Source organism: Halpernia sp. (assembly GCF_048269545.1).
GTDB lineage: Bacteria > Bacteroidota > Bacteroidia > Flavobacteriales > Weeksellaceae > Halpernia.
In genome coordinates this window covers 485680-501222 of record NZ_JBLXIJ010000001.1, presented here as the reverse complement: position 1 = coordinate 501222, position 15543 = coordinate 485680, and the positions used below count along the sequence as shown (strand labels likewise).

General features: G+C 30.9%; 14 protein-coding genes. 6 read left to right on the top strand and 8 right to left on the bottom strand.

Annotation, left to right across the window (positions count from 1 at the left end; translation table 11 throughout):
- Positions 1 to 50: 50 nt before the first annotated feature.
- From tal to fumC, 6 genes are all read left to right on the top strand, one after another.
- Positions 51 to 1136, top strand: a complete 1086-nt coding sequence (gene tal / locus ACN0WB_RS02260; RefSeq protein WP_417428403.1) for a transaldolase — start codon at positions 51 to 53, stop codon at positions 1134 to 1136.
- Between the two features lie 10 nt (positions 1137 to 1146).
- Entirely contained in the window at positions 1147 to 1767 is a 621-nt protein-coding gene (locus ACN0WB_RS02255) for an HAD family hydrolase (RefSeq protein WP_417428401.1), read from the top strand.
- A 5-nt stretch (positions 1768 to 1772) separates the two neighbouring features.
- Entirely contained in the window at positions 1773 to 3185 is a 1413-nt protein-coding gene (gndA, locus tag ACN0WB_RS02250) for an NADP-dependent phosphogluconate dehydrogenase (RefSeq protein ID WP_417428399.1), read from the top strand.
- A gap of 50 nt (positions 3186 to 3235) precedes the next feature.
- Positions 3236 to 4750, top strand: a complete 1515-nt coding sequence (gene zwf / locus ACN0WB_RS02245; protein WP_417428397.1) for a glucose-6-phosphate dehydrogenase — start codon at positions 3236 to 3238, stop codon at positions 4748 to 4750.
- Positions 4751 to 4757: 7 nt separating this feature from the next.
- Positions 4758 to 5483, top strand: coding sequence for a 6-phosphogluconolactonase (pgl, locus tag ACN0WB_RS02240; protein ID WP_417428396.1), 726 nt, complete (start codon positions 4758 to 4760; stop codon positions 5481 to 5483).
- Positions 5484 to 5765: 282 nt separating this feature from the next.
- On the top strand, positions 5766 to 7160 hold the full coding sequence (gene fumC, locus ACN0WB_RS02235) for a class II fumarate hydratase (RefSeq protein WP_417428394.1): 1395 nt from the start codon (positions 5766 to 5768) through the stop codon (positions 7158 to 7160).
- A gap of 81 nt (positions 7161 to 7241) precedes the next feature.
- Here the strand turns inward: fumC and ACN0WB_RS02230 are convergent, their stop codons facing one another.
- The 8 genes from ACN0WB_RS02230 to ACN0WB_RS02195 all read right to left on the bottom strand — a co-directional run bounded on the left by ACN0WB_RS02230 (position 7242) and on the right by ACN0WB_RS02195 (position 15516).
- Positions 7242 to 7949, bottom strand: a complete 708-nt coding sequence (locus ACN0WB_RS02230; protein WP_417428753.1) for an ABC transporter ATP-binding protein — start codon at positions 7947 to 7949, stop codon at positions 7242 to 7244.
- A gap of 12 nt (positions 7950 to 7961) precedes the next feature.
- On the bottom strand, positions 7962 to 9425 hold the full coding sequence (locus ACN0WB_RS02225) for a DUF5687 family protein (RefSeq protein ID WP_417428392.1): 1464 nt from the start codon (positions 9423 to 9425) through the stop codon (positions 7962 to 7964).
- Between the two features lie 48 nt (positions 9426 to 9473).
- Positions 9474 to 11123 carry a DNA repair protein RecN gene (locus ACN0WB_RS02220; protein ID WP_417428390.1) on the bottom strand — a complete coding sequence of 550 codons (1650 nt, stop codon included), beginning with the start codon at positions 11121 to 11123 and terminating at the stop codon, positions 9474 to 9476.
- Positions 11124 to 11167: 44 nt separating this feature from the next.
- On the bottom strand, positions 11168 to 12073 hold the full coding sequence (locus ACN0WB_RS02215; RefSeq protein WP_417428388.1) for a DUF4835 family protein: 906 nt from the start codon (positions 12071 to 12073) through the stop codon (positions 11168 to 11170).
- Positions 12074 to 12110: 37 nt separating this feature from the next.
- Positions 12111 to 13310 carry a bifunctional phosphopantothenoylcysteine decarboxylase/phosphopantothenate--cysteine ligase CoaBC gene (gene coaBC / locus ACN0WB_RS02210; protein WP_417428386.1) on the bottom strand — a complete coding sequence of 400 codons (1200 nt, stop codon included), beginning with the start codon at positions 13308 to 13310 and terminating at the stop codon, positions 12111 to 12113.
- A 116-nt stretch (positions 13311 to 13426) separates the two neighbouring features.
- The gene (locus ACN0WB_RS02205; protein WP_417428384.1) at positions 13427 to 13750 is read right to left on the bottom strand and encodes a DNA-directed RNA polymerase subunit omega; all 324 of its coding nucleotides are present in this window, start codon (positions 13748 to 13750) and stop codon (positions 13427 to 13429) included.
- Positions 13751 to 13791: 41 nt separating this feature from the next.
- A complete protein-coding gene (gene bamD / locus ACN0WB_RS02200; RefSeq protein ID WP_417428382.1) occupies positions 13792 to 14787 on the bottom strand; it encodes an outer membrane protein assembly factor BamD in 996 nt (331 codons plus the stop codon).
- A 102-nt stretch (positions 14788 to 14889) separates the two neighbouring features.
- A complete protein-coding gene (locus ACN0WB_RS02195; protein WP_417428380.1) occupies positions 14890 to 15516 on the bottom strand; it encodes a TetR/AcrR family transcriptional regulator in 627 nt (208 codons plus the stop codon).
- Positions 15517 to 15543: the final 27 nt, after the last annotated feature.

The window sequence follows — 15543 nt, the reverse complement described above, 5'->3', positions numbered from 1 at the left end:
GAATAATTTTCTTAAAATTTTCACATCTTAACATTAAAAATAATATACAAATGAACCCCTTAAATAAAATTCAACAACACGGACAAAGCATTTGGTTAGATCTTTTGGATCGTGATATTATGAACTCTGGAAAACTGAAAAATCTTATTGACAATGACGATTTGCGAGGTTTAACTTCAAATCCTTCCATTTTCGAAAAAGCAATCACTGGAAGTTCGGATTACGATAAAGACATCGCCGAATATTCTAAAAAAGAAAATGATAACTCTGCGATTTTCTTCGATTTAGCAATTACAGATATTCAACAAGCAGCTGATATTTTCAAACCAGTTTTCGAGAAAACCAATGGTGGAGATGGTTTTGTGAGTTTAGAAGTTTCTCCGCTTTTAGCGCGAGATACAGAAGGAACGATTAAACAAGCAAGAAATCTTTGGAAAAGAGTGAATCGTAAAAATGTAATGATTAAAATTCCAGGAACCAAAGAAGGTTTACCTGCCATTCGGAAATGTTTGAGCGAAGGAATTAATATTAATGTTACGCTTCTTTTTGGACTTCCACGCTATCGCGAAATTACCGAAGCATTTATGAGCGGTTTAGAAGACCGTTTGAAAGCTGGAGAATCTATAGAAAATGTAGCTTCTGTTGCGAGTTTTTTCTTAAGTAGAATTGATGTGATGGTCGATCCAATCTTGAAAGAAAAAAACGCAAATACACTTTTAGGAAAAGTGGCGATTGCTTCAGCGAAAAAAGCCTATCAAATTTATCTTGAAATGATATCGAGTGATAGATTTAAAAAATTACAAGAACAAGGAGCACAATTGCAACGTGTTTTATGGGCAAGTACAAGTGCGAAAGATCCTAATTTTAGCGACGTGATTTATGTAGAAAATTTAATTGGAAAAGATACAATTAATACACTTCCATTAGAAACAATCGATGCATTTCGTGATCATGGAAAAGTGACAGATTCTCTCACAGAAGGAATTGATGAAGCAAATAAAGTGATGGACGATTTAAAAAATTTAGGAATTAATATAGATGAAATCACGCAAAAATTAGAAGATGAAGGAATCGAAAAATTTAATCAAGCTTATGATAAATTGCTCAAAAGCATCGATAATCAAAAACAAAAATAAACTATAAACTATGGAATTAGACTTTTCGAAAATTAAAGTAGTGTTTATGGACATCGGCGGAGTCACGCTTTCAAACGGATGGGATCATGATTCTAGACAAAAAGCAGCGCAAGTTTTTGGTTTTGATTATGAAGAAATGAATACGCTTCATAATTTTATATACAATGTTTTTGAAATTGGAAGCATTTCGCTAGATGCATATTTAGATACCGTTTTATTTTACAAAGCACAAAATTTTACAAAAGATAATTTTAAAAAATTCATGTATGAACAATCTACAGCGTTACCTTACATGTTATCTTGGTTAAAATATTGGAAAACAAAAACCAATTTACCAGTTTTCGCAATTAATAATGAAAGCAGAGAATTAAATGATTACCGAATAAAAACCTTTGAATTACACCAAATTTTTGATGGATTTCTATCTTCATGTTATGTTGGAATTCGAAAACCAGATCCACGAATATTTCAAAAAGCTTTAGAAATTGTGCAGGTTTTACCCGAAGAATGTCTTTATTTTGACGATCGACCGATGTTAGTTCATGCCGCTAAACAAGTGGGAATTAATGCAATTCTACATGAAAACTTTGATGCTACAAAAGCAATTCTAGATAATTTAATAACAGAATAAAAAAAATGGAAAAAAATAAAAATTACGATTTCGGAATGATTGGTCTTGGAACGATGGGTTCTAATCTCCTTCAAAATATTGCCGATCACGGATATCGTTCTGCAGGATATGATTTAGACGAAAATAAAGTGGAAAGTTTAAATAATTTAAACCAAGAAAATATTCATGGATTTTCAGATTTAAAAGATTTTACAAATAATTTAAAATCACCAAAAACTGTTATGTTGCTTGTTCCTGCAGGGAAAATTGTAGATAATGTAATTAATGAATTACTTGAAGTTTTAGAAAAAGGCGATATCATCATTGATGGTGGAAATTCGCACTTTACAGATACGGAAAGACGCTTTATAGATTTAGAAAAAAAAGGATTTCATTTTATTGGAATGGGCGTTTCCGGCGGTGAAGAAGGCGCAAGAAGAGGTCCAAGTATGATGCCCGGTGGAGATGAAAAAGCTTACGAATTAATTGCTCCAATTCTTAAAAAAATTGCTGCTCACGTAAATGGAGAACCTACTGTTGCTTTCATGGGAAGAGGTTCTGCGGGACACTTTGTGAAAATGGTTCACAACGGAATCGAATATGCAATCATGGAACTTTTAGCAGAAACTTATGAAATTTTAAAAAAAGGTTTAAAACTTTCCGATGCAGAAATTTACGATGTTTTTAAAAAATGGAATGAAGGAAGATTGCAATCTTATTTAATGGAAATCACGCGAGATATTTTTAAATTTAAGGAAAAAGGAGAAACCAATTTACTCCTCAATAATATTAAAGACGAAGCCAAAGCAAAAGGAACTGGGAAATGGACATCACAAGCCGCGATGGATTTAACGCTTCCGATTCCAATTATTGATATTGCGGTTTCTATGCGTGATCTCTCCAAATATAAAGATTTACGAACAAAAGCTTCAAAAATTTATCCAGATTCAAAAGAAAAAAACAATTCTGAAAAAACAGGAAATTATATTGCATATTTAGAAAACGCCTTTTATTTTGCAATGGTTTCGGCTTATGCTCAAGGAATGCATTTGCTTTATCGCGCAAATGAAGAATATAAATATGGTTTAAATTTAGAAACAATTGCGAAAATTTGGCGAGGCGGATGTATTATTCGTTCTGTGTTTTTGGAAGATATTTATTTTGCTTATGAGAAAAATCCAGAGTTAAAACATTTATTTTTAGATGAATCCATTCAAGGAAATATCTCAAAAAGTGTTGCTGGAATAAGAACGGTGGTTTCAGATGCATCGCGAAATGGAATTGCAATTCCTGCTTTTGCCGTATCTCTAAGTTATTTCGATAATTTTAGAAATGAAAATATGCCGTCAAATTTAACTCAAGCACAACGAGATTTTTTCGGTTCGCACACTTATGAATTGATTGGAAAAGAAGGCGTTTTCCATACAGAATGGGAATAATTTAAATCAAACTATTTCTCAAATAATTTTCATTAAAATTTTTAAAATTTATGTTAACAATAAATAAAAATCCAAATCCTACAATTTTCATTATTTTCGGTGGAACGGGAGATTTAGCAAAACGAAAAATATTTCCTGCGCTTTATAATCTTTTTCTCGAAAAATGGTTACCCGAAAACTTCGCAATTATTGGGACTTCTTCCACGGAATTAAGTGAAAAACAATATAAGGAAGATTTATTAAATGCCATTAATAATTTTTCAAGAACAGGTAAAGCAAAAAAAGAAGATTGGGCAGATTTTTCTTCACATATAGGATTTCAAATTGCAGATCTTAATGAAGCTTCTACGTTTAAACCTTTTGCTAATTTAATTGAAAAATATAAAAATGAATGGAAACTAAATCCTTCCATTATCTATTATTGTGCGGTTGCTCCTCATTTTTTCTGTACCATTGCGGAAAATATTTCTAAAAGTAATCTTGAAAATAATCCAGAAACAACAAGAATTATTATTGAAAAACCTTTTGGGCGAGATTTAGAATCGGCAAAAGATTTAAACCAAAAATTGCTTACCATTTTCAATGAAAAACAGATTTACAGAATCGATCATTATCTCGGGAAAGAAGTCGTACAAAATATAATGGCATTTCGTTTTGCAAATTCTATAATGGAACCGCTTTGGAACAGAAATCATATTGAACATGTACAAATTTCAGTAAGCGAACAATTAGGTGTAGAATTACGCGGAAATTATTTTGATAATGCAGGAATTCTTCGAGATATGATTCAAAATCACTTGTTGCAATTGCTTTGTATTATTGCAATGGAACCGCCCATTAATTTTGAAGCAGACGAAGTGCGTGATAAAAAAGTGGATGTTTTAAAAGCAATGCGAAAAATTCTTCCTTCAAAAGTTGAAGAAATTGCAGTTCGCGGACAATACAGTTCTGGTTGGATCGAAGGGAAAAAAGTTCCAGGTTACAGAGAAGAGAAAAATGTAGATCCAAAATCAAATACTGAAACTTACGCTGCATTAAAATTATATGTTGATAATTGGCGATGGCAAGGTGTTCCTTTTTATTTGAGAACCGGGAAAAGACTTTTTAAATCCGCTTCCAGTATTTCCATACAATTTCGGGAAGTTCCGCATAATATGTTTAATAACGACCAAGGAAATATTTTAAAAAAGAACAGATTAACCATTAATATTCAACCCGATATGGGAATTAGTTTTCAGTTGCAAAGCAAAATTCCTGGACTTGAAATGAATTTAAATACTGTAGATATGGTTTTTGATTATGCAGGAAAAACAAAGTCTGATTCGCCAGAAGCTTATGAAACGCTTTTGTTAGATGCAATTACGGGAGATCAAACCTTATTTATGAGAGCTGATCAAGTGGAAGAAGCATGGGAATTAATTATGCCAATTCTTAATTATTGGCAAAAAAATACAGTTCCCGATTTTCCAAATTATTCCGCAGATTCTTGGGGACCCGAAAATGCAGAAGCATTGATTGCGAAAGATGGTTTTCATTGGTTTAATGCGCCAAAAGATTCAAAATAATTATTTAATGGAAATTAAAATTTACAAAGAAATTAATGAACTTATTTCTGCAGTTGCAGATTTAATTGTAAAAATTTCTGCCGAATCAATTGCTGAAAAAGACCGCTTTGATTTTGTACTTTCCGGCGGAAGTTCTCCAAGGAAATTGTATGAATTATTGGCATCTGAAAAATATAAAAACAAGATTGATTGGAGTAAAACTTATTTTTTCTTTGGTGATGAAAGATTCGTTCCAAAAGGAGATTCTCAACGGAATTCTTTGATGGCGAAAGAAACTTTATTTAATCCGTTGGAAATTAATGCGTCAAATATTTTTTTAGTTGATACTTCAAAATCTCCTGAAGAATCTGCAAAAATGTACGCCAAAACTATTGAAAAGTACTTTAATGGAAAAAAAATAATCTTTGATTTTAATCTTTTAGGTTTAGGCGATAATTCTCACACAGCATCACTTTTTCCTTTTACTTCTGTACTTTCTGAAACTGAAGCGACTATAAAATCAGTTTTTGTGAAGGAATTGGATGCTTATAGAATTACGATGACTGCACCCTTAATTAATCAATCAAAAAATATCGCATTTTTAGTTTTTGGAGAAAATAAAGCTAAAGCTGTTTTTAATGTTTTAAAATCAAAAGGTTCGTCTGCAGAATTTCCTGCAAAGTTGATTTCTTCTGAAAATCTAACTTGGTTTTTAGATGCAAAAGCAAGCGATTTGTTGAAAATTGGAAAATAATTTTTAAACTTTTTATTTAATTATTGTTGAATAATTTGTTTCAGATAAACCATTAATTAAGATTTGCATATCCTTACTTTTTAAAATAATATCCATTTCATACTTTGAATTATAATTGGTGGTTATTTTATTTTAATATCAAATTGTACTTTTCAACTAATATAAAAAGTCTATGTGTATTTTATCATTTTGTCGAGATTTTAGAAATGCGTAAATTCGTACTTTAATTATTTATAGGTTTTTATACATAAAACCAATTTATCTACTAAATAAAAAAAGACAATGAATTTTAGAACAGAACATGATACAATGGGCGATGTGCAAGTTCCCGCAGATAAATTTTGGGGCGCACAAACAGAGCGTTCACGAAATAATTTTAAAATTGGTGCAGAAGCTTCTATGCCAAAAGAAATTATTGAAGCATTTGCTTATCTTAAAAAAGCAGCCGCATTTACGAATGCAGAGTTAGGCGTTTTATCATATGAAAAAAGAGATGCGATTGCAAAAGTTTGTGAAGAAATTTTAGATGGAAAATTAGAAGATCAGTTTCCACTTGTAATTTGGCAAACTGGTTCTGGAACACAATCTAATATGAATGTGAACGAAGTAATTTCTAATAAATCTCACGTTAATTCTGGCGGAAAATTAGGTGAGAAAGCGGAAGTTCATCCGAATGATGATGTAAATAAATCCCAATCTTCTAACGATACTTTTCCCACGGCGATGCATATTGCAGCTTATAAAAAAGTCGTGGAAACAACAATTCCCGCAGTTGAAAAATTGAGAAATACACTGAATGAAAAGGCCAAAGAATTTAAAACAATTGTGAAAATTGGAAGAACGCATTTAATGGATGCGACACCTTTAACTTTAGGACAAGAATTTTCAGGTTATGTCGCTCAATTAGATTACGCATTAAAAGCGATAAAAAATACTTTGGAACACTTGCAAGAACTCGCTTTGGGCGGAACTGCGGTTGGAACTGGTTTGAACACACCAAAAGGTTACGATGTTTTGGTTGCAAAATATATTGCAGAATTTACGAATTTACCTTTTGTAACTGCACCCAATAAATTTGAAGCTTTAGCTGCGCATGATGGAATTGTGGAAACTCACGGCGCACTTAAACAATTAGCTGTTTCTTTGTATAAGATTGCGCAAGATATTCGTTTACTCGCTTCTGGACCACGTTCTGGAATCGGCGAAATTCATATTCCCGAAAATGAACCAGGTTCATCCATTATGCCCGGTAAAGTAAATCCGACGCAAAACGAAGCTTTAACAATGGTTTGTGCGCAAGTCTTGGGAAATGATGTTACAATTTCTTTTACTGGAACTCAAGGAAATTACGAACTGAATGTTTTTAAACCTGTAATGGCGTATAATTTTCTTCAATCTGCTCAACTTTTAGGCGATGCGTGTATTTCTTTTAACGATCATTGTGCTGTTGGAATTGAACCAAATTTACCGAGAATAAAAGAATTGGTTGATAAATCTTTAATGCTTGTAACTGCTTTAAATACACATATTGGTTATGAAAATGCCGCAAAGATTGCAAAAACTGCGCATAAAAACGGCACAACTTTAAAAGAAGAAGCCGTAAATCTGGGACTTTTAACTGCGGAACAATTTGATGAATGGGTAAAACCGGAAGATATGGTGGGAAGTTTGAAATAACTTTAGACTTTAGAAACAATAAAAAAGCGTTGATAAATTTCAACGCTTTTTTTGATCATTTCAATTATCAATTACTCATTATTAAATCACAACCGATTCAGCGAAAAACGCTTCCAATTCTTTTAAAGTTTCAGGGTTTGTTTTAATGTCTTTTACAATTTCGCCTTTATTTAAAACCACAATCCTATTGCTCACTTCCGTTGTATGCGCCAAATCGTGACTGGAAATTAGAAATGTAACTTGTGAATCTTGCGACCATTTTCGGATGAGATTTTTTAATTTTATTTGAGTTGAAGGATCGAGATTGGCGAAAGGTTCATCTAAAATAATAATTTCTGGTTTGCCGATTAGAGCACCAACAACGCCCACTTTTTTCTGATTTCCTTTGGATAAATCACGCACATATTTTCCCGAATTAATAATTTCTCCATTAAAAAAATCTGAAAATTGTTTTAAAAATTCATCAACTGAAGCTTTATTTTCACCACGAAGTTCACCTAAAAAGTAGAAATATTCTTCTGGCGTGAGATAACCAATTAAAAAAGATTCATCTACAAAAGCAGAAACTTTGGTTTTCCAATTTTCAGATTGGGCTACATTTTCACCGTCAATTAAAATTTCACCAGAACTGGCTTGAATTAAATCTAAAAGCAAGGAAAAAAGCGTTGTTTTTCCTGCGCCGTTATTTCCGACCAAACCAAAACTTTCGCCTTTCGGAATTTCAAGGTTTTGAATATTTAAGACCTTTTTATCGCCGTAAACTTTTGAAATATTTTGTATAGAAATCATCATTTAAGTTTTTTAATTATCAATTTTTTTGAAAGCAGATAGAGTTGAATATTTTTCAGATTTATAAGTTTTGACAATAATATCAAAAATTTTATCACGCAGAAGAAAGCCAATTAATCCTAAAAACGCAATAGCGAAAACCGCTGCGGTAAGTCCAAAGAAATATTTTACACCAAGAAAAACACCAATAGGAACAATAAACTGAGGAATTAATAAAATAAAATTTTTAATATTAAAATTATTCTGTCCGTTAGAAAATCCTTTTGCAGCTGAATTTAAATCTACTGGTCTTTTGTTAAATGCACCAGCAAATAAAGTCACATAAGCGTTAACTCCTAAATTATACAAACCGGCTGCGAAAAGAGCAAAATAATATTCCCATCCTTGGTAAAATCCATAAACTAAAGCTAAAATCATTGAGATAAGCGTGGCAATTACAACCAACCACCATTTTGCTTTGAGATATTCTTTGTAAGGCACATTTTGCGTCATCATTAAAGAATAATATGAACTGTCCCAAGCGGGAACTTTTTGACCAAAAACAATCATAAAACCTCCTGTAATAAAAATTCCTTGAAAAATTGGTGGTAAGCTTTTATTAGAAATAAAAAAAAGACCATAAAATAGAAAGAAAACACCCGCTAATGCCGCACCGCGCGCAGCTTTACTTCGCTTTATCAGTTTTAAATCATTATTTAAAAATGTTCCAACGGCACCAAATTGATTTAAAAATGCAATGTTTTCAGTCTTTCCGACGGATTTTTTTATTTCTAAACCTTTGTCTAAATAAAGATTATTTTTTATGAATTTAAAAACCAAAATACTTAAGACTAATGCTAAAATTAATGGAATTAAAAATAGAAAATGATGGACATAAAAAAGTTTAAAAAATTCTTCTGAAAAGGCAAAAACATTTATCAAATTAAAATAATGTAGAGCTGCAACACTTATCAACACAGTAAAAACTGCGTACATAAAATAATCATTTTTATTAATAATAATATTTATAAAAGTATTAATCACAATTAATGAAACGGTTGCTAAAACCAGACTTAATATTGAAATCACAGGAAAAGCTCCGTTGTGAATTAGTAACGTTAAAAAGGGAATAAAAAAAAGTAAAAATGCCCAACTAAAAAAGGAACTCAATATTTTTACAACGGTATAACTTGTAATAATATTTTTGCTAATATTTTGTGTGAGAAGCGGTTTCACATTATTTGTAGGCATTTGTTGCCATACATATTTCAAAATTAAATCTATAGTAAAATATGCAATGAAGTATTTACAAAATAAATCAATGGGACTTTCTCCAATTTCAAATGCACCATAATAAAGTCCAAAAGCAGCTCCAATAATAATCGCCGCAAAATAAATCGTCAAAAATATGGTTGCTATTTTTAAAGCAATTCCCGAAGCAAAACGTGGACTGCGAAAAAAACTTTTTATTTCGAGATTAAGAAATTTTTTGAACATAGAAATTGTTTAAATAATTGGTAATGAAATGTTAAAGAATGTTACAATTTAACCAATTAATTCTTTGGCTTGAGAAACTGCAGCTTCTGTAATCTTGCTTCCAGAAAGTAATTGTGCTATTTCTTGTAATTTTTCTTCTTCGTTCAACGGGATAATTTTCGATTGGGTTTTGCCAGAAATATCTTCTTTCACTACTTTGTAATTATTATTTCCTTTTGCCGCAACTTGCGCTAAATGGGTAATGACAATTAATTGTAAATCTTTCGCCATTTCTTGCATTACATTTCCCATTTCTTCAGCAATTTTTCCTGAAACTCCAGTATCAATTTCATCTAAAATCAAACTTGGCAAGTCAGAATTTTCTGCCATTATTTTTTTAATGGAAAGCATTACACGGCTTCTTTCTCCGCCAGAAATGGCATTTTGAATCGGCATTAATGGAAAACCAGAATTCGCCTGAAATAAAATCTGAATTGTTTCTTTTCCAAAAGGTGATAATTTTTCCGTCGGTGATAATTCTACTTCAATTTTGGCTTTTTCTAATCCCAATTGTTTAATTATTTTCTCAATTTTTTTCGTGAAAATCGGGATTATTTTATTCCGATTTTCACTTAAAGATTTAGCAGTTTTTTCTAAATTTTTATAAGAATCTTCAAGTGTCTTTGCAACTTTTGATATTTCATTTTCTAAATCTAAAAACTGAGATTGATTTTCTGAAATTTCATTTCTAATGTCAATCAATTCTTCCACAGAATTGACGTTGTGTTTTAGAAATAATGAATTTATTTTATTTAATTTTAAATTTAATTCCTGAAGCAATTCGCCATTTATTTCAATATTCTCGGCTTCATCTTCTAGTTCCAGAAGTAAATCTTTCAGTTCCAACCAAACTTCCTCCAAACGATTTTGGGAATCTGAAAATTGATTTGAAAGCGTTGAAATTTTATTTAATTTAATTCTGGCTTCTGAAAGTTGAGTGAAAATTCCTGCATCTTCTTGTGCAAAAACTTGAATAATTTGCGCTAAATTATCCGAAATTAGTTCTGCATTTTCCTGCGTATTCAATTGATTTTGAAGTTCAGAAAAATCAAATTGATCCAAATCTGCTTCGAGCAGTTCATTTAGTAGAAAATCTTTATAATCCGCTTCTTTATTTCTTTCAGAAAGTTGAGTTTTTAATTTTTCTAAATGCCGCTTTAATTTTAAATATTCAGAAAATTCATTTTGATAAATGGGAAGTAAATTTTTATTTTCAGAAAGTCCGTCAATTATTTTAAACTGATAATCTTCATTAAAAATATGAGAGGTTTCAAACTGAGAATGAATGTCAATCAATCTTTGAGATAATTGTTTTAAAATATCTAAAGTAACTGGAACGTCATTTATGAAAGCACGAGATTTTCCAGTGGACAAAATTTCACGACGAATAATGGTGTGAGAATCGTAATCTAAATCTTGGTTTTCAAAATAATTTTTAAAATTTTCGTTTAATTTAAATTCTGCTTCTACAACACTTTTTGAATCTGAATTTGAAATAGATTTTACATCTGCTCTTTCACCTAAAATCAAACGAAGCGCACCCAAAATAATCGATTTTCCAGCACCAGTTTCACCTGTAATTACTTGCAAACCTTCTTGTAAATTAATTTCAAGACGGTCTATTAAAGCAAAATTTTGGATGAAGATTCTTGTAAGCATTTATTTAGGTCGTAGGTTTTAGTTTTTTGGAAATCGTTTTAAATTTATTTCCACTTATTCCATTTGCTCTCAATATCTTTCGGGTCAAAAGTGGACATCAAAGTTTTCAGTTCGTTCATATTTACAGAACCATTATTTGGAGCATTGAAAATATTAAAAATTTCATTTTTTTTAGTGTCAATAAAAAGATTAAATGCATAATTTAATTGAAAACTATTTTCATAAGTTTTTAATTGCATTAGAGCATTTGCAATGTTTTGCTTCGCCGGATTTTGATCTTGTTTACTTAGATTATCCAAACCAGAACGGTGATAAACATAATAACTATTTCGTAAAACATTGCTGTTTTCATTTAAAATACCATCAATTAATCCAGCTCTGGTTTTTGGACCTTCTACAACCGACCAACCGCTAAAATTTTGATTCTGTGAGTTTTGCGAAATTTTTTGAGCTTTCATGAAATAATCTTGTCCCCCACGAATTTTAAAACTATCGCCGTCGTAACCCAAGATGGTGTAAATATAAAAACTGATAACGTCAATTAAGTTTTTCCCAGAAAACTGTCTTTCATTAAAAATTAAATTCTCGTTTTCCGTATACGAAAATGCAAAATTAGTATCATTTAAATTTAAAAGTGGACTCTCATAAGTTGAGCCAAAAGTTGGTCTAACCGCTTGTACAACGATGCTTCCTTTGAAAGAATTATTCGCTGGACGCTCAGAAATAATGATTGAAAAATTACATTTTATTTTTTCAAAATTTTGTAGTTTTTTTCCTGTCCAACTCGTATTATTAATAAAATCTCGTAAACTTTTTTCTAAAGTCTTAAAAACCTGTGTATTACTTCCACCAATTTGGCTGTAATTGACCTGCACATTTGCTAATAATTCTTGCGCAGAAAAGGAAGTAGAAAGGATTATTAAAAGGAAAAATGTGAGAAGTTTCTTCATTTAATTTTTTTAATTTTAAAACGGAAATATAAAGAAATTATTTCAAAATCTGCGTTTCTATAAAGTCTAAGATATCTTTTGCGACGGCTATTTTAGATTTTAAAGAAAACTTTAAAGTTTCATTTTTTGTAAGGATTTTTATTTTGTTAGTGTCCTTTTTAAAACCAGCGCCTTCATCTTGCAATGAATTGAGAACAATCATATCTAAATTTTTCTTAAATAATTTTTGTTTGGCATTTTCTTCTTCATTATGGGTTTCCAACGCAAAACCCACTAAAAATTGATGTGTTTTTTTCTCACCCATCGTTTTTAAAATATCTGGATTTTTAACCAATTCTAGAGTCAAAGAATTTTCAGATTTTTTAATTTTTTCAGAAGAGATTTCTTTCGGTGCATAATCGGCAACAGCGGCACTTGCAATGGCAATATCTGCATTTTCATAAAATTCAAAGACTTTTGAAAACATTTCTTTAGCAGAAGTCACACGAAATAATTCTATATTTCTATTTTCAACATTTAAAGAAGTGGGGCCGGAAATTAAAATCACTTTTGCGCCACGTTTTGCTGCTTCTTCAGCTAATGAAAAACCCATTTTTCCAGAAGAATGATTACCGATAAATCTTACAGGATCAATTGCTTCATAAGTTGGCCCAGCTGTAATTAAAACTATTTTTCCTGATAAAGTTTCTTTAACATCGAAAAAAGAATTAATAGTTTCTAAAATAGTTTCATTTTCAGCTAATCTTCCTTCTCCAAAAAGTCCACTTGCTAATTCTCCACTTTCCGCGGGAATTATAAAATGTCCGAAATCTTCTGCTTTTTCTAAATTTTGTTGAGTTGATGGATGTTTGTACATATCCAAATCCATTGCAGGTGCAATGAAAACAGGCGATTTTGCAGACATATAAATTGCGAGAAGTAAATTGTCACACGTTCCATTTACCATTTTAAATAGCGTGTTTGCAGTGCAAGGTGCAATTAAAATTAAATCCGCCCAAAGTGCAAGTTCCACGTGATTATTCCACACACCGTTTTCTCCGTAAAAATCTGAATAAACTGGTTTTTTTGAAAGTGTAGAAAGTGTTAATTTTGAGATGAAATTTTCAGCAGAAGGTGATAAAATCACTTGTACTTCTGCGCCTAATTTAATGAAATCTCGCACGAGATAATTCATCTTATATGCAGCGATTCCGCCAGAAATTCCTAATAATATTTTCTTGCCTTGAAGTGAAGTCATATCTTAAAACTATTCTACGAAATTACTTAAATTAAATAAGAAAATTAAAATATATGCAAAAACAAAAAATCACAAAAGCAGAACTTTTGTGATTTAATATTTTAAGAATAACAAACTTATTGCTTTTCTTCCGTTTTTCTGAAATAGATTTCATCATCTAACCATTCTTTAATAGCAATAGAAGTTGGTTTTGCTAATTTTTCGTAATGTTTAGAAATTTCAATTTGTTCTCTATTTTCAAAAACTTCTTCCAAAGTTGCATTATGAACTGCAAATTCATCTAACTTTCCGTGAAGTTCAGAGCGAATTTCTGCATTTATTTGCTCTGCTCTTTTTCCCATTATTACAATGGCTTCATAGATAGAATCTACTTTCTTCTCGATTTTATCTTTGTCGTAAGTTACGGTACTTAGTTCTGCTTTAGAATCTTTTATGCTCATTTTGAGATGTTTATTTTATTTGAAGTGTGCAAAGATACAACTTATCTTCTTATTTTAAAAGTAGCTGCAGGTTCTGGAGTGACCAATTTCGCACTATCTCTTTTAATTTGGTTGGCTTTTTTCTCGTTTTTAAGTTGTTCTTTAGCCTGCGATTTCTGTGTGTCATCTGCATTTAATTTATCTAATGCAATTTTTTGTTTTTTAGCAAGTTCTGCTTTTTTTGCTTCAACCTCCACTTTCAATTTTGCGAATTTTTCTTTCTCAGCTTTTAAATTTTCGCGATATTTTAAAGCTGTTTTAGCATATTCAGTTCCTGGAAATTCTTTTTCAACAGTAGTAGTGTAAGCCAAAGCATTTTCAATTCTATCGGCTTTTAAATCATATACAGAATTAATTGCTAATTCATATCTGGATTTCATAATGTAATCTGTAATCTTCGGACGCAATTTTGTAGCAGGAAAATCATTTAAAACATTTTCAAAAGTAACATTTGAAGCTTTGTAATCTGCCATTTTAAAATATTGACGCGCATTTTCATATGCTTTGAATTCAAGTTTATAAGACAATTCATCAATTAATTGATTGATGTTTTTTGAACGTTCTGAATTTGGATAAGAATTTAAGAAATCTTGCAATTCATTAATCGCCAATTCTGTACTTGTTTGGTCTAAATTATAATCCATAGATCCTTCGTAATAACACAAAGCAGACATGTAAGCTGCTTCTTCTTTTCGAGGATCATCTGTAAAATTTACTGAGAAATTCTTAAATTGATGACCTGCCAATTTGTAGTTTTTATCGTAATAATTGGCATAGGCTGAATTAAAAACCACATTTGGCGCATCATCTGTTCCAGCAACTAAATTCGGTAAACGATCATACAAAGCAAGCGCATCTTTCCATTTCTTTTTGGCGAAATTTTCATTCGCTACCTTTAAAATAAAAGCTTTGTCTGCACTTTTCATGGCTTGATCTTGAACTTTATTACAAGCTACAACCACAAAAAAAGCGAGAATTATAATGATGTATTTTTTCATAAGATTTTTATCAGAACTTATTTTTCTTATTCTGAACTTTCAATCTGCAAAAATAGAATTTTTTTATCAATCCTTTTATATTTAAGATATTTTAACTTTTTTTTATTGCGGTGTATAACCTAAAAGCGCAAAAATACTGGTTAAAAGATTTTCCTGAACCTTTCTTTCTGCTTCTGCGAAGTAAGTTTCCGGATTTGCTTTTAAATATAATTCATAAAAATTTTTATTTCTAATCACAAATAAAGTTGAGCCTAAAATTAATGTTAAAACATCTTCAGATTTCGGGATGTTTGTAAAAGCGCCACTTACCAAACCTTTTTTAACCACATCATCAATTTTCATGGCACAGATTTGATAAAAAGCCAAAAGATCATCTTTTAAATGTTCTGTATGACGAAGTTCCTGCGTTACAAAACCGTGGAAATAATTATATTTAAATAATTGATGAATTAAAAACTTGACAATTTCTTTCATTTGCATTTCCGGACGACCTTCTTTTATGGTTTCAGAAAATTCTGAAAATCCTTCTTTTGTCCGTTGCACGCGGTATTGATAAAGATAAGACATCATTTTTTCTTTGGAACCAAAATAGTAAGAAATCATGGCGACATTAATTTGCGCTTTAGAAGAAATGTCTCTCACAGAAGTTCCTTCGAAACCTTTTTTTGCAATGAGTTCTTCGGCAACGTCTAGAATATGAATTTGTTTATCAGTAAATTTTTTTTTCATTTATACGCTTTGGGTAAAGTTAAAAAA

What these genes read in the sequence shown, in the direction of transcription:
- tal (WP_417428403.1), top strand. Translation starts at nt 51, where the DNA reads ATGAACCCCTTAAATAAAATTCAACAACACGGACAAAGCATTTGGTTA.
- ACN0WB_RS02255 (WP_417428401.1), top strand. Translation starts at nt 1,147, where the DNA reads ATGGAATTAGACTTTTCGAAAATTAAAGTAGTGTTTATGGACATCGGC.
- gndA (WP_417428399.1), top strand. Translation starts at nt 1,773, where the DNA reads ATGGAAAAAAATAAAAATTACGATTTCGGAATGATTGGTCTTGGAACG.
- zwf (WP_417428397.1), top strand. Translation starts at nt 3,236, where the DNA reads ATGTTAACAATAAATAAAAATCCAAATCCTACAATTTTCATTATTTTC.
- pgl (WP_417428396.1), top strand. Translation starts at nt 4,758, where the DNA reads ATGGAAATTAAAATTTACAAAGAAATTAATGAACTTATTTCTGCAGTT.
- fumC (WP_417428394.1), top strand. Translation starts at nt 5,766, where the DNA reads ATGAATTTTAGAACAGAACATGATACAATGGGCGATGTGCAAGTTCCC.
- ACN0WB_RS02230 (WP_417428753.1), bottom strand. Translation starts at nt 7,949, where the DNA reads ATGATTTCTATACAAAATATTTCAAAAGTTTACGGCGATAAAAAGGTC.
- ACN0WB_RS02225 (WP_417428392.1), bottom strand. Translation starts at nt 9,425, where the DNA reads ATGTTCAAAAAATTTCTTAATCTCGAAATAAAAAGTTTTTTTCGCAGT.
- ACN0WB_RS02220 (WP_417428390.1), bottom strand. Translation starts at nt 11,123, where the DNA reads ATGCTTACAAGAATCTTCATCCAAAATTTTGCTTTAATAGACCGTCTT.
- ACN0WB_RS02215 (WP_417428388.1), bottom strand. Translation starts at nt 12,073, where the DNA reads ATGAAGAAACTTCTCACATTTTTCCTTTTAATAATCCTTTCTACTTCC.
- coaBC (WP_417428386.1), bottom strand. Translation starts at nt 13,310, where the DNA reads ATGACTTCACTTCAAGGCAAGAAAATATTATTAGGAATTTCTGGCGGA.
- ACN0WB_RS02205 (WP_417428384.1), bottom strand. Translation starts at nt 13,750, where the DNA reads ATGAGCATAAAAGATTCTAAAGCAGAACTAAGTACCGTAACTTACGAC.
- bamD (WP_417428382.1), bottom strand. Translation starts at nt 14,787, where the DNA reads ATGAAAAAATACATCATTATAATTCTCGCTTTTTTTGTGGTTGTAGCT.
- ACN0WB_RS02195 (WP_417428380.1), bottom strand. Translation starts at nt 15,516, where the DNA reads ATGAAAAAAAAATTTACTGATAAACAAATTCATATTCTAGACGTTGCC.